The sequence below is a fragment of the Aeromicrobium yanjiei genome (assembly GCF_009649075.1).
GTDB lineage: Bacteria > Actinomycetota > Actinomycetes > Propionibacteriales > Nocardioidaceae > Aeromicrobium > Aeromicrobium yanjiei.
This window is the reverse complement of record NZ_CP045737.1, coordinates 2497287-2512040: the sequence shown is the minus strand read 5'-3', so window position 1 is coordinate 2512040 and position 14754 is coordinate 2497287. Positions and strand designations below refer to the sequence as shown.

Here is a 14754-nt window from a genome sequence, read left to right as displayed (position 1 = left end):
CAGTGACACGGTGTCGACGTGGCGAGGGACGGAGCTGTCGTCGCCGCGCACGTCGTCACCTCACCCCGTACGGTGGGGACCGAAAGATTGAGCCGTCATCCATCTCGGAGGTCCCCACATGTCGTTCCGCCTGTCCCACGCCCCGCTTCGCGCCACCGCCGGGGCGTTCATCCTCAACTCAGGCCTCACGAAGTGGGCCGCCGACGAGGACACCGCTGCTGGGCTGCACGGATTCGCTGCCGGCACCTACCCCGTCGTCAACAAGGTCCAGCCGCCCGCGTTCGTCAAGGCGCTGGCCGTCGGCGAGATGGCGCTGGGCGCCGCCCTGCTCACCCCGGTCGTCTCGTCCCGCAAGGTCGGCTTGGCGCTGACCGCGTTCTCGGGCGGCCTGCTCGGCCTGTACGCCAAGACGCCCGGCATGCGCGACGGCATCCGCCCCACGCAGGACGGCACCGGCCTGGCCAAGGACGTCTGGCTGCTCGGCATCGGCTCGAGCCTGCTCCTTGACGGCACCGGCGAGAGCCGCAAGGTCCGCAAGGCGCAGAAGAAGGTGACCAAGGCCGAGAAGAAGGCCACCAAGGCCGAGAAGAAGGCCACCAAGGCCCTCGCCGGCTGACTCCTTCGCCGTCGGACCCGCGACGCTGCGAGACTGGACGCATGGCCACCCACCCCACGTCCGACGTCCAGGTGCTTGCCGGTCGCCCCTTCCCTCTGGGTGCGCACCCGGAGGCCGGGGGCGTCCGGTTCGCGGTCGCGAGCACCGTCGCCGAGCGCGTCGAGGTGTGCCTGGTCGATGACGACCTCCGCGAGCGACGGATCGAGCTGACCGAGCGCACGTTCGGCGTCTGGCACGGCCTGGTGCCGGGGGTGACACCCGGGCAGAAGTACGGCTTCCGCATCCACGGGCCGTACGACCCGGAGGCGGGGCTGCGCTGCAACCCCGCCAAGCTCCTGGTCGACCCCTACGCGCGCCGGATCAGCGGCACGGTGACCGACATGGAGGCCGCCTACGGCTACGCGGACGAGCCGGACGGGCCCGAGCCGAGTGCGGTGGACTCCCTCGGCAGCGTCCCGCTCAGCGTCGTGACCAGCCCCGGCGGCCCCGACACGGGCGTCAAGCCCGAGGTGCCGTTCGAGGAGACGGTCATCTACGAGCTGCACGTGAAGGGGTTCACCCAGCAGCACCCCGACCTCCCCGAGCACCTGCGCGGCACGTATCTCGGCCTGGCCCATCCCGCGGTCATCGACCACCTGATCCGGCTGGGTGTCACGAGCGTCGAGCTGCTGCCGGTGCACGCATTCGCCGACGAGCCCTCGCTCGTGCGCGCGGGCCGCCACAACTACTGGGGCTACTCTCCGCTCGGCTACTTCGCACCCCACGCGGGCTACGCGAGCGAGCCCGGCCGGGAGGTCGAAGAGTTCCGCACGATGGTCGCGGCGATGCACGCGGCCGGCATCGAGGTCATCGTCGACGTGGTCTACAACCACACCTGCGAGGGTGGTCCCGACGGGCCGACGCTGAGCTTTCGCGGCTACGAGGCGACGGCCTACTACCTGCACGACGAGCAGGGCAACATGGCCGACATCACCGGCTGCGGCAACACGCTCGAGGCCGGCTCCCCGACGGTGGTCCGGCTCATCACCGACTCGTTGCGCTACTGGACGACCGAGCTCGGCGTGGACGGCTTCCGGTTCGACCTGGCGAGCACGCTCGGCAGGCCCGGAGGGGGACCGTTCGACGCCAGCTCCGCGATGCTCACGGCGATCGCGCAGGATCCCGACCTCGCACGCTGCAAGCTCATCGCCGAGCCGTGGGACGCGACGGGCGAGGGCTACAAGGTCGGCTACTTCGGCGCGCAGTGGGCCGAGTGGAACGGCATCTACCGCGACACGGTGCGGGACTTCTGGCGCGGCGCGTCCGGGGTCGACGACCTCGCGTTCCGGCTGTCGGGATCGTCCGACCTGTACGACCACACGCTGCGGCGGCCGTGGCAGTCGATCAACTTCGTCGACGCGCACGACGGGTTCACCCTGCGTGACCTCGTGTCGTACGACGCCAAGCACAACGAGGCCAATGGCGAGGACAACCGCGACGGCACGAACGACAACCGGTCCTGGAACCACGGCGTCGAGGGCGAGACCGACGACCCCGCGATCGTGTCGCTGCGCCGGCGGCAGGCCCGCAACATGTTCGCGACGCTGATGCTCTCGACCGGCACACCGATGTTCGTGGCCGGTGACGAACGCTGGCGCACCCAGGGCGGGAACAACAACGCGTACTGCCTCGACGACCCCACCTCGTGGGTCGACTGGACGCCCTCCGAGGGGTCCGAGGAGATGCTGGCCTTCGCCCGGCGGGTGATCCACCTGAGGGCCGGCAGCCCGGCGCTGCGCCAGCCCGAGTTCTTCGACGGACGGACCACCCCCTCGGGGCGGCCCGACCTGATCTGGCTGCGACCGGACGGCCAGGAGCTCGCCGACGAGGACTGGCAGGATCCCGAGCGACGCACGCTCGGGATGTGGATCGACGGCTCGAACAGCCAGTCGCGCACGCGCGAGGGCGAGCTGCTGACCGATCACTCCTGGCTGCTGCTGATGCACGCGGGAGCCGAGCCGCTCCAGGTCACCCTTCCCGACCGCGAGTTCGGCGAGACGTTCGAGCCGGTGCTCGACACGCGGTCGCCCGACGGCGCGCCCACCGACGAGGAGCCGCTCGCGGCCGGCAGCAGCCTGACCATGGTCGGGCGCTCGCTGCTGCTGCTCAAGGCGCCGCGGGCGATCTGAGCGCCGCGACGTGATCGACGCCTCGGGTTCGAGGCGTTTCGTGCCGCACGGATCCGGGCACAGAAGCCCCATGCCCAACAGCCCCCGGCTCATCGCGACGTCCGAGCCACGCCACGCCGAGGCGGTCGCCCTCGTCCTGCACGGGGGCGCGAGCCGCCGGGACAACCCGATGGTCAGCCCGACCCAGCTGTCGGTGCTGCGGATGGTCCCGATCGCGAAGCGCCTCGCGGGCGCCGACGGCCGGCTCGCGGTCTACCGGCTGCTCAACTCGACCCGCGGCTGGGACACCCGGCACACCCCTGTCGACGACGTCCACTGGGCGGTCGACCAGCTGCGCGAGGGCTTCGGCTCGGACCTGCCGGTGGGCCTCGTGGGGCACTCGCTCGGCGGACGGGCTGCGATCCTCGCGGCCGACCGTCCCGAGGTCCACAGCGTCGTGGCCCTCAACCCCTGGGTCTACCCCGCCGACGGCGGGATCGACCTGACCGGGCGGCGGGTGCTGATTGCCCACGGCACGGACGACCGCATCGCCTCCCCGGCCAACGCGGCTGCGGCGGCGCGTCTGCTCGACCGTACGGCCGACGTGTCGTACGTGCGGGTGAGCGGCGGCAAGCACGCGATGTTGAGGCGTCACGCCGACTTCGACCGGCTCGCGGCGACCTTCACGGCCGACGCGCTGCTGTCCGGCCGTACGCCCCGAGGTGTCGTCGCCCGGGCGTTCCAGGGCGAGTCGCCGATCGACATCTGACCGGGGCCCGCGCCGTGCGTAGGGCGTGCGAGGGTGGGTACGGGGCTCGGGAACTTGAAGTCCACGGAAGGGACCGCATGACTGGCCGACTCGGCATCGACGACGTCCAACCGATCGTCGGGGATGGCAAGGACCCCGCCAAGGCAGTCGTCGGTGAGCACGTCCCGGTGACCGCAACCGTCTGGCGCGAGGGGCATGACGCCGTGGCCGCCACGGTCGTGTGGACCGGGCCCGACGGCACCGAGCGGACGACCCGCATGGTCGAGGTCGGCACGGGCCTCGACCACTTCGCGGCGACGATCGTGCCCGACGCGGTCGGCACGTGGACGTTCCGCGTCGACGCATGGGGCGATCCGTGGGCCACCTGGACGCACGCGGCGTCCGTGAAGGTCGAGGCCGGTCAGTCCGCCGACGAGCTGGCCAACGACCTGGAGATCGGCGCCCGCCTGCTCGACCAGCAGGCCGGGGCCGTCCGGGGAAGCACCCTGTTGAAGGACGCGGCCGCTGCGCTCCGCTCGACCCGGCTCGACGTGGCCGACCGGGTCGCGCTCGCGCTCGGCGACGACGTGCAGCGGGCGATGCACGACAACCCGGTCCGTGAGCTCGTGACGCAGGGCGACACCCACACGATCTGGGTCGACCGCGTCCGGGCGGCGTTCGGCTCCTGGTACGAGCTGTTCCCGCGCTCGACCGGCGGCGTGGACAAGGCCGGCCGGCCGCGGCACGGGACCCTGCGCACCACGGCGAAGGCGCTCGACCGGGTCGCTCGTATGGGCTTCGACGTCGTCTACTTCCCCCCGATCCACCCGATCGGGCGGGTCAACCGCAAGGGCAAGGACAACACGCTCACCCCGACCCCGGACGATGTCGGGTCGCCGTGGGCGATCGGTGCCGCCGAGGGCGGTCACGACGCGATCCACCCCGAGCTCGGCAGCTTCAAGGACTTCGACGCGCTGATGAAGCGCGCCTCGGCGCTCGGGCTGGAGGTTGCCCTCGACCTCGCGCTGCAGGCGGCGCCGGACCACCCGTGGGCCGCCCAGCACCCCGAGTTCTTCACGGTGCTGCCCGACGGCACGATCGCGTTCGCGGAGAACCCGCCCAAGAAGTACCAGGACATCTATCCGCTCAACTTCGACAACGACCCCGAGGGCGCGTACGCCGAGATGCTGCGCGTGACGATGGTCTGGGTCGAGCGCGGCGTCCGCATCTTCCGGGTCGACAACCCGCACACCAAGCCGACGAGCTTCTGGGCCTGGCTGATCTCCACGGTCAAGAAGTCCCACCCCGACGTCCTGTTCCTCGCCGAGGCCTTCACCCGCCCGGCTCGTCTCTACGGGCTGGGGCGTGCGGGCTTCACGCAGAGCTACACGTACTTCACGTGGCGCAACGACAAGCACGAGATCGTCGAGTTCGCCAACGAGATCCGCGACCACTGGGACGAGTCCCGGCCCAACCTGTTCGTCAACACCCCCGACATCCTGCCCGTGCACCTGCAGGTGGGCGGCCCGGCGATGTTCGCGATCCGGGCGGCCCTCGCGGCGACGCTGTCGCCGACCTGGGGGGTCTACTCGGGCTTCGAGCTGTACGAGCACGAGCCGCAGAAGCCCGGTAGCGAGGAGTACCTGCACAGCGAGAAGTTCGAGCTGCGTCCCCGCGACTTCGATGCGGCGCTGGCCGAGGGGCGCTCGCTCGAGCCGTGGATCACCCGGCTCAACGAGATCCGCCGCGCCCACCCGGCGCTCCAGCAGATGCGGACCCTGCACGTCCACGACGTCGACAACGAGGCCCTCGTCGCGTACTCCAAGACCGATCCCGCGACGGGCGACACCGTCGTCGTCGTGGTGACCCTCGACCCGCACGGCCCCCAGCAAGGCACTGTCCACCTCGACCTCCCGACCCTCGGCCTGGAGTGGGACGACCGCTTGGTCGCCCACGACGAGGTCACGGGCGAGACGTACGACTGGGGCGTGGACAACTACGTGCGACTCGATCCCGTACGTGCCGTCGCGCACGTCATCAGCATTCAACCCAGAAAGGCCTGACGTGGAAGACGACGTCAAGACGACCCCCGCCCCCGATGCCGCCCTGAGCGGCCTCGAGGACACCCCTCACACCGGTGAGGACGTCGCCGAGGACGGCACTCTCGTCGAGCCGCAGGCGGCCGACTTCGAGCACGCCGAGCAGGCGACGAGCGACCCCGACTGGTTCAAGCGCGCCGTGTTCTACGAGGTCCTGGTGCGCGCGTTCGCCGACTCCAACGGCGACGGCACCGGCGATCTGCGCGGCCTCGCGGGCAAGCTCGACTACCTGCAGTGGCTCGGCGTGGACTGCCTGTGGCTCCCGCCGTTCTACGCCTCGCCCCTGCGCGACGGCGGCTACGACATCAGCGACTTCCGGGCGGTGCTGCCCGAGTTCGGCACGGTCGACGACTTCGTGTACCTCCTGGAGGAGGCTCACAAGCGCGACATCCGCGTCATCACCGACCTGGTGCTCAACCACACCTCGGACGCCCACCCGTGGTTCCAGCAGTCGCGCAACGACCCCGAGGGGCCCTACGGCGACTTCTACGTCTGGAGCGACGACGACTCGCAGTATCCCGACGCCCGGGTCATCTTCGTCGACACCGAGTCGTCCAACTGGACGTACGACCCCGTGCGCGGGCAGTTCTACTGGCACCGTTTCTTCAGCCACCAGCCCGACCTCAACTTCGAGAACGAGGCCGTCCAGGAGGCGATGCTGGACGTCCTGCGGTTCTGGCTCGACCTCGGCATCGACGGCTTCCGGCTCGACGCCGTGCCCTACCTGTTCGAGGAGGAGGGCACCAACTGCGAGAACCTCCCGCGGACCCACGAGTACCTGCGCCGCACCCGCGAGACGATCGACCGGGAGTACCCCGGCCGCATCCTGCTGGCCGAGGCCAACCAGTGGCCGGCCGACGTCGTGGAGTACTTCGGCAACCCCGAGGTCGGCGGCGACGAGTGCCACATGGCGTTCCACTTCCCGCTCATGCCGCGCATCTTCATGGCTGTGCGCCGGGAGTCTCGCTTCCCGATCTCGGAGATCTTGGCGCAGACGCCGGAGATCCCGACCGGCACGCAGTGGGGCATCTTCCTGCGCAACCACGACGAGCTGACGCTCGAGATGGTGACGGACGAGGAGCGCGACTACATGTACTCCGAGTACGCGACCGATCCGCGGATGAAGGCCAACATCGGCATCCGCCGGCGGCTGGCGCCGTTGCTCGACAACGACCGCAACCAGCTCGAGCTGTTCACCGCGATGCTGCTGAGCCTGCCCGGCTCGCCGGTGCTCTACTACGGCGACGAGATCGGGATGGGCGACAACATCTGGCTCGGCGACCGCGACGCCGTGCGGACCCCGATGCAGTGGTCGCCTGACCGCAACGCGGGCTTCTCGCGCTCGGACCCGGGCCGGATCTACCTGCCGCCGATCATGGACCCCACGTACGGCTACGAGGCCATCAACGTCGAGGCCCAGCAGACCAACGCCGCATCGCTGCTGAACTGGACGCGCCGCATGATCGCGGTCCGCAAGCAGCACCGGGCGTTCGGCGAGGGGGAGTTCGTCGACCTCGGCGGCTCCAACCCGAGCGTGCTGGCCTACAAGCGGGTGTGGACCCGGCCGGACGGCGAGCAGGACGTCGTCCTGTGCGTCAACAACCTCTCGCGCTTCCCGCAGCCGGTCGAGCTCGAGCTCGGCGACCACGAGGGCGCGATCCCGGTCGAGCTGACCGGCAGCGTGCGGTTCCCGCGCATCGGTGAGCTGCCGTACCTGCTCACCCTGCCGGGGCACGGCTTCTACTGGTTCCAGCTGTCCGAGCTGGGCGACGAGGGCGAACGAAGGAGCATGACATGAGCGGACCGTTGGACAGCCCCGGCGTGCGCGAGCACGGGGAGCTGGTCGCCCAGCTGACGGACGAGGTGGCCGCGTGGCTGCCCAGCCAGCGGTGGTTCGCCGGCAAGGACCGGCCGATCTCGGCGGTGCGTCCACTGTCGTGGAGCACGCTGCTCGACGGCGATCCGCTGCTGCTGCACGTCGTGGTCGAGGTCGAGCAGGGTGACCGGCGCGAGGCCTATCAGCTGCTCATCGGCAGCCGACAGGCCGAGCTGCCCGACGTCCCGCACTCCGCGTCCATCGGGCTCGAGAGCGGGCTGACCTGTTACGAGGCCAGCGGTGACGCCGACCTGACGTCCTGCCTGCTCGACTTCATGTCCGAGGGCAAGGTCGTCGACGGTCTGACCTTCGAGCACGAGCCGGACGCCGAGCTCGCGACCGGGCTGCGCGCCCACCCGATCACGTCCGAGCAGAGCAACACCTCGCTCGTGTACGGCAATCAGTACATCCTCAAGCTGTTCCGCAAGCTCACGCCCGGCGTCAACAAGGACCTGATGCTGCACCGGGCGCTGCGCGAGGTCGGCTGCCGGCACATCGCCGAGCCGCTCGGCTCCATCAGCGGTGAGCTCGACGGCGGGCCGACGACGATCGGCATGCTCCAGCGCTTCATGCCCGATGCGGTCGACGGCTGGGTCATGGCGACGACCAGCGTGCGCGACTACATGGCCGAGGGCCTGCCGCCCGAGGAGCTCGGCGGGGACTTCGCCGGCGAGGCCGCCCGGCTCGGCGCCGCGATCGCGACGGTCCATGCGGACCTGGCCCGGGCGCTCGGTGTCGAGGACGGCGACCAGGACGACCTTGACCGCACCGTGCAGGCGATGCTCGCCCGGCTCGACCGGGTCGCGGCCTCCGTACCCGAGCTCGTGCCGTACGTGCCACGGCTGCGCACCGCGTTCGAGAAGGTCGCCCAGATCTCCGGTGCGGTGCCGGTGCAGTACGTCCACGGCGACCTGCACCTCGGACAGGTGCTGCGCACGCTCAACGGCTGGCTGGTGCTCGACTTCGAGGGCGAGCCCGCCGCGAGCTTCGCCGAGCGCGCCGCGCTCCGCTCGACGCTTCGCGACGTGGCCGGGATGCTGCGCTCGTTCGACTACGCCGCCCAGCAGCTGCTGGTCGGTCAACCGGAGGACCCCAACGACACCGAGCGGGCGATGGCCTGGTCGACCCGCAACCGCGACGCGTTCTGCGACGGCTATGCGCGGGTCGCGGGTCGCGATCCACGTGACCAGTCCGATCTGCTGCGGGCGCTCGAGCTGGACAAGGCCGTCTACGAGGTCGGCTACGAGCACGCCAACCGTCCCGACTGGCTGACGGTGCCGCTGTCGTCCATCGCCCGCCTGATGACCGATGAGGGGACCTCATGACCAATTCCTCGGACGCCGTGACCAACGTCTGGCCGCCTGCGGTCGGCGAGCTGGACCTCCACCTGATCCGCGAGGGTCGCCACGAGCGCCTCTGGGAGGTGCTCGGTGCGCACGTGCGGTCGTACGAGGGCGCCGACGGTCCCGTGACGGGGACGACGTTCGCGGTCTGGGCACCCAACGCTCGCGCGGTCGAGGTCGTGGGCGACTTCAACTACTGGGACGGCATGGGCCACGCGATGCGTTCGCTAGGCGACTCCGGCGTGTGGGACCTGTTCGTGCCCGGCGTCGGGCACGGATCGGCGTACAAGTACCGCATCCTCGGCCCCGACGAGCAGTGGCACGAGAAGGCCGACCCGCTGGCGTTCGGCACCGAGGTGCCGCCCGCGACCGCGTCGATCGTGACCCAGTCCCGCCACGAGTGGCGGGACTCCGCCTGGATCGCGGAGCGGGACGCCACCCGATGGCTGGACGCCCCGATCAGCATCTACGAGATGCACCTGGGCTCGTGGCGACCCGGCCTGGACTACCGCGAGCTCGCGGACGAGCTGGCCGACTACCTCACCGAGACCGGCTTCACGCACGTCGAGCTGATGCCGGTCACCGAGCACCCCTACGGCGGCTCGTGGGGCTACCAGGTCACGTCCTACTTCGCGCCGACCTCGCGATTCGGCTCACCAGACGACTTCCGATGGTTCGTCGACCAGCTCCACCAGCGGGGCTTCGGCGTCATCATGGACTGGGTCCCGGCGCATTTCCCCAAGGACGAGTGGGCGCTGGCCCGCTTCGACGGCACGGCCCTCTACGAGCACCCCGACCCGCGGCGCGGCGAGCAGCCCGACTGGGGCACGTACGTCTTCGACTTCGGCCGTCACGAGGTGCGCAACTTCCTCGTCGCGAGTGCGCTGTACTGGCTTGAGGAGTTCCACCTCGACGGCCTGCGCGTGGACGCGGTCGCCTCGATGCTCTATCTCGACTACTCGCGCCAGGACGGGGGCTGGGCCCCCAACGTGCACGGCGGTCGCGAGAACCTCGAGGCGGTCCAGCTGCTGCAGGAGCTCAACGCGACGGTCTACAAGCACCACCCGGGCGCGCTGATGATCGCCGAGGAGTCGACCGCGTGGCCGGGCGTCACCAGCCCGACCAGCGACGGCGGTCTCGGCTTCGGCTTCAAGTGGAACATGGGCTGGATGCACGACACCTTGTCGTACCTCGGCAACGAGCCCGTGCACCGGTCGTACCACCACGGGGAGATGACGTTCTCGATCGACTACGCGTGGAGCGAGCACTTCGTCCTGCCGTTGTCCCACGACGAGGTCGTGCACGGCAAGGGCTCCCTGTGGCAGCGGATGCCCGGCGACGACTGGAACAAGGCCGCCGGCGTCCGGGGCCTGCTGGCGTTCATGTGGGCGCACCCGGGCAAGCAGATGTTGTTCATGGGCGGCGAGTTCGGCCAGGAGAACGAGTGGGCCGAGTCGGGCTCGCTGGAGTGGCAGCAGCTGCAGGCCCCGCTGCACTCGGGCATCCTGCACCTCGTGAGCGATCTCAACACGTTCTACCGCTCGGCACCTGCGCTGTACTCCGCGGACAGCCGGCCCGAGGGATTCAGGTGGATCGACGCGAGCGATGTCGCGGGCAACGTGATCGGCTTCCTGCGCATCGGCTCGGACGGCTCGCAGCTGGCCTGCCTGGCCAACTTCTCCGGCTCACCGCACGTGGACTACCGCATCGGCCTGCCCGTGGCGGGCACGTGGCGCGAGGTGCTCAACACCGACAGCGAGATCTACGGCGGCTCGGGCGTGGGCAATCTCGGCTCGGTCGAGGCCGAGGACGTGCCCATGCACGGCTTCGCGAGCTCCGCAGTCGTCCAGCTCCCGCCCGCAGGAGTCGTCTGGCTCACCCCCGACAGCCGCTGACGAGTCACGCACGGACGCTGACGAGTCACGCACGGACGCTGACGAGTCACGTACGGACGCTGAGGAGTCACGTACGGATCCCGTACGTGACTCCTCGCGTGTCGTACGTGACTCGTCGCCATCCGTACGTGACTCGTCGGCGGGTGGTCAGTGGATGTGGGGGGACAGCACCACGCGCTGCAGGACCCGCAGCGAGCCGGTCACGGACTTCTCGACGAACTCGCCGCTGTCGAGGGCCTCGCGATAGATGCGATAGGGGGCCTGGCCGCCGTCTGCGGGATCCGGGAAGACGTCGTGGATCACGAGGGCGCCCCCGAGGCGTACGCGCGGGGCCCAGCCACGCAGATCGGCCTGCGCCGCCTCGTCGGTGTGCCCGCCGTCGATGAACACCAAATCGACGGGCGTCTCCCACCATCGCGCGATGAGAGGGGACCGGCCGACCATCAGCACGACGACGCCCTCGAGGCCGGCCGACGCGATCGCGCGGCGGGCGAAGGGCAGGGTGTCCATGAGCCCCAGCTCGGGGTCCACGGTCGACTCGTCGTGGTACTCCCAGCCGGGCTGCTGCTCCTCGGACCCGCGGTGGTGGTCGATCGAGACGACGGCCGAGGCGCGCACGGACGCCGCATGACCGAGGTAGATCGTGGACTTGCCGCAGTAGGTGCCGATCTCGACCGAGACGCCTCCCGCGCAGTAGTCCAGTGCTGCGGCGTGCAGCGCCAGACCCTCGTCCTCGGGCATGAAGCCCTTGGTGGCGGCGACGAGCCGCGCGAGCTCGTCGGGGAACGTCGGGTTCACGTCGCTGCCGGGCACGGGGCGTCCACCTTCCAGTCGCAGCGGGGGAGGTCCTCGCCGCGGAACAGTCCATTGGCTGCGGTCGTGCGGGTGAGCGCGTCGGCAGCGAGGATCACTGTCGCAGCGGTCCACGTCGTGCGCTCGACCGGCCACCGCACGTCGTCGTCGTAGACCAGGCCGGTCCAGTAGGAGCCGTCCTGCTCGCGCAGGTGCTGCATCGCGGCGAGCTGGGTGCGGGCGGCATCCGGGCGGCCGAGGACGTCGAGGGCGAGCACGAGCTCGCACGTCTCGGCGCCGGTGACCCACGGATTGGTCGACACGCAGCGGGAGCCGAGACCGTCCACCACGAACTCGTCCCAGCGGTCGTCGATCCGTGCGGCGGCGGCGGTGGGATCCAGCGCTCCGCCGAGCACCGGGTAGTACCAGTCCATCGCGTGGGCGGGCTTGGCGGTGAAGTGCTCCGGGTGCTCGTCGAGGGCGTGCCGCAGGCGGGCCGCGGCCAGCTCCCAGTGAGGGCGGCTCTCGCCCACGACGTCGGCGAGCGCGAGCCCGCAGCGCAGGCTGAGGTGGATGCTCGCATTGCCGGTCACCAGCGCCTCGTCCAGCGCGACGCCGCGGGATGAGGCCCAGGCGACGGCGCCGTCGGGCCGCTGCATCGTCAGCACGACGTCGAGTCCGCGCTCGACCGTCGGCCACATCGTCTCGACGAACGCGCGGTCGCCGGTGACTCGCCAGTGGTGCCAGACGCCGGTCGCGAGATACGCGCAGAAGTTGGAGTCGGTGTTGGCGTCCTCGACCGTGTCGTCCACGTACTTGATCGCCCACGAGCCGTCCTCGCGCTGCGCGAGACGCGACCACTCGTACGCCCGCACGGCCTCGTCGATCCGGCCGGCCGCGCTGAGCGCCATCGCGCCCTGCACGTGGTCCCACGGGTCGGTGTGCCCGCCGGTGAACCACGGGATCGCCCCGGAGGGCAGCTGCGTCGCGACCAGCGCGTCCGCGGTCTGCTCGACCTGGGCGACGGACAGGACGCCCGGGACGAAGGGGACGGAGGCGGCCGGTCTCATGCGGCTCAGAACGGCTTGTGGAAGTAGAGCGCGACCGACTTGCCGATGAGCGGGTTCAGCGCCTTCTCGGCCAGACGGGTCGCCACCGGGGCCTTCATCATGTCCCACACCAGCAGCTGGTGGTACGCCCGGACGGCCGGGTGCTGGTCGCGGTTGACGCCGACCGCGCACTTGAGCCACCAGTAGGGGGCGTGCAGGGCGTGGGCGTGCTCGCGGTGGGTGAGCTGGAGTCCGTGCGCCTCGACCTGCGCCTGCAGCGCGTCCGCCTTGAAGATGCGGATGTGACCTCCCTCGTTGGCGTGGTACTCATCCGACAGCGCCCAGCAGATGCGCTCGGGCAGCCAGCGCGGCACCGTGATCGCGAGGATCCCGCCGGGGGCGAGGATGCGGACGAGCTCGGCGATCGCGCGCTCGTCCTGCGGGACGTGCTCGAGGATCTCCGAGGCGAGGACCACGTCGAACGTGCCGTCCTCATAGGGCATGTCGAGGATGTCGCCGACCCGGACCTGGCCGGTACCGCCGGGCGGGACCTCGCCGACCTCCTGCATCGCGCCGAACATGCCGTCGACGCCCTTGAGCTCGACCTCGTCCATGTCGTACGCGATCACGTCGGCACCGCGACGGAGGGCCTCATACGAGTGCCGGCCGGCGCCGGCGCCGACGTCGATGAAGCGGGTGCGGCGGCCGACGCGGAGTCGGTCGAAGTCAACGGTCAGCATGTCAGGTCCTCGGGGTGCGGGCGGCCGTGATGGCCTCGGTGTAGGCGGCGACGGTGGCCTGGGCGACCGACGTCCAGCTGTAGCGTTCGAGCGCGCGGCGGCGGCCCGCCGCCCCCAGGCGTGCCCGGGTCTCGGGGGAGTCGAGCAGATCGCGCATCGCCGCGGCCAGGGCCTCGGCGTCTCCGGGCTCGACGAGCACGGCGCACTCGCTCGCACCGGCCTCGCCGTCGGTGCCGACCACCTCGGGCAGCGCGCCGGCGCGGCTGGCCACCACGGGGGTGCCGCACGACATGGCCTCGACGGTGGGCAGGGAGAAGCCCTCGTACAACGACGGCACGCACATGATCTCGGCGGAGGCGAGCAGGTCTGCGAGCTCCTCGTCGCTGAGCCCGCTCGCGACGTGGACCACGTCCTCGAGGCCGAGGTCGGCGATGCGGCGCGCGGTCGGGCCGCCCGGCTCGAGGTGCGAGACCAGCTGCAGCTCCACGTCGTGGTCGGTGCGCAGCTTGGCGACCGCGTCGAGCAGGTGCACGACGCCCTTGAGCGGTCGGTCTGCACTGGCGATCGCGACGATCCGCCCCGGCACCCGCTCGGCCGACGGCGAGAAGAGCTCGGTGTCGACGCCGAGCGGGACGATGCGCATCTGCGCGGGATCGAGATCGAAGTCCGAGACCGAGTCGGCAGCCGACGCCCCTGCGACGGCCAGCACGATCGGGATGCGGCGGGCGACGCGTGCCTGCATCGGCACGAATCCGTACCACCGCGAGACCGAGAGCCTGCGCCGCCACGTGGTCGCGGCGGCCATGTCGACCTTGCGGTCACGGCTGATGGGATGGTGCACGGTCGCCGCGAGCGGGACACCGCGGCGCATGAGCGCGAGCAGTCCGTAGCCGAGGCTCTGGTTGTCGTGCACGATGTCGAACTCGTCGGCCCGGTGCTTGAGGATCTTGGCGGCGCGCAGCGTGAACGTGAGCGGCTCCGCGAAGCAGCCCGTGAGCGTCAGCGCGTACTCCAGCACGTCGGTCGCGCTGCTGAACTCGCTCGGCCGCGGTGTGCGGAAGGGGTCGGGCTCACGGAAGAAGTCCATGCTCGGGACCTTCGTGAGACGGACCCGGGGGTCCAGGCCCTCGGGGTAGGGCTGACCGGAGAACACCTCGACCTCGTGGCCGAGATCGACAAGACCCTGGCTCAGGTGGCGGACGTAGACACCCTGTCCACCGCAGTGCTCCTTGCTCCGGTACGACAGCAGCGCGATCCGCACCCGGGCCTCCTCGGTTACTTGTCGGTAGACGACCATCATGCCGGGTGCCGGCCACCTCGGCATCAGCGGTGCGCAGTCGGCAAACATCAGCGGATGTCGTGCGGGACCTTCTTGACGCTCGGTCGTTGATGTGGATGTCCCCGCAACTGGCCCCGACGACTCGTCGCTCAGGCCCGGGAGCGGAGTCC

At 70.6% G+C, this 14754-nt stretch carries 11 protein-coding genes; 7 read left to right on the top strand and 4 right to left on the bottom strand.

The features are described 5' to 3' along the window. Nucleotides 1-118: 118 nt before the first annotated feature. The 7 genes from GEV26_RS12315 (at nucleotide 119) to glgB (ending at nucleotide 10724) form a co-directional block, all read left to right on the top strand. Entirely contained in the window at nucleotides 119-616 is a 498-nt protein-coding gene (locus GEV26_RS12315) for a hypothetical protein (protein ID WP_153653437.1), read from the top strand. Nucleotides 617-657: 41 nt separating this feature from the next. Further along, a complete protein-coding gene (gene glgX, locus GEV26_RS12310) occupies nucleotides 658-2784 on the top strand; it encodes a glycogen debranching protein GlgX (protein ID WP_153653435.1) in 2127 nt (708 codons plus the stop codon). A 70-nt stretch (nucleotides 2785-2854) separates the two neighbouring features. Continuing rightward, nucleotides 2855-3532, top strand: a complete 678-nt coding sequence (locus GEV26_RS12305; RefSeq protein ID WP_153653433.1) for an alpha/beta hydrolase — start codon at nucleotides 2855-2857, stop codon at nucleotides 3530-3532. A 77-nt stretch (nucleotides 3533-3609) separates the two neighbouring features. Further along, the gene (locus GEV26_RS12300) at nucleotides 3610-5574 is read left to right on the top strand and encodes an alpha-1,4-glucan--maltose-1-phosphate maltosyltransferase (RefSeq protein WP_153653432.1); all 1965 of its coding nucleotides are present in this window, start codon (nucleotides 3610-3612) and stop codon (nucleotides 5572-5574) included. A 1-nt stretch (nucleotide 5575) separates the two neighbouring features. Then, nucleotides 5576-7408: a maltose alpha-D-glucosyltransferase gene (gene treS, locus GEV26_RS12295; RefSeq protein ID WP_153653430.1), complete on the top strand. Its 1833-nt coding sequence runs from the start codon at nucleotides 5576-5578 to the stop codon at nucleotides 7406-7408. Beyond that, entirely contained in the window at nucleotides 7405-8811 is a 1407-nt protein-coding gene (locus tag GEV26_RS12290) for a maltokinase N-terminal cap-like domain-containing protein (RefSeq protein ID WP_208430962.1), read from the top strand. The genes treS and GEV26_RS12290 overlap by 4 nt, the downstream gene beginning before the upstream one ends. Then, complete coding sequence (gene glgB / locus GEV26_RS12285; protein ID WP_153653428.1) at nucleotides 8808-10724, top strand: 1,4-alpha-glucan branching protein GlgB; 1917 nt, start codon at nucleotides 8808-8810, stop codon at nucleotides 10722-10724. Before GEV26_RS12290 ends, glgB begins: the two co-directional genes overlap by 4 nt. Nucleotides 10725-10871: 147 nt before the next feature. On the opposite strand, the gene GEV26_RS12280 is transcribed toward glgB, so the two are convergent. From GEV26_RS12280 to GEV26_RS12265, 4 genes are read right to left on the bottom strand one after another with little or no spacing between them, the layout of a single operon-like run. Further along, entirely contained in the window at nucleotides 10872-11537 is a 666-nt protein-coding gene (locus GEV26_RS12280) for a class I SAM-dependent methyltransferase (protein WP_243838732.1), read from the bottom strand. Next, nucleotides 11519-12586 (bottom strand): prenyltransferase, encoded by a 1068-nt coding sequence (locus GEV26_RS12275; RefSeq protein ID WP_153653426.1) that lies wholly within the window; start codon nucleotides 12584-12586, stop codon nucleotides 11519-11521. Before GEV26_RS12275 ends, GEV26_RS12280 begins: the two co-directional genes overlap by 19 nt. A 5-nt stretch (nucleotides 12587-12591) precedes the next feature. Further along, on the bottom strand, nucleotides 12592-13305 hold the full coding sequence (locus tag GEV26_RS12270; protein WP_153653424.1) for a class I SAM-dependent methyltransferase: 714 nt from the start codon (nucleotides 13303-13305) through the stop codon (nucleotides 12592-12594). A 1-nt stretch (nucleotide 13306) separates the two neighbouring features. Next, the gene (locus GEV26_RS12265) at nucleotides 13307-14629 is read right to left on the bottom strand and encodes a glycosyltransferase family 4 protein (RefSeq protein ID WP_243838728.1); all 1323 of its coding nucleotides are present in this window, start codon (nucleotides 14627-14629) and stop codon (nucleotides 13307-13309) included. Between the last annotated feature and the right edge of the window lie 125 nt (nucleotides 14630-14754).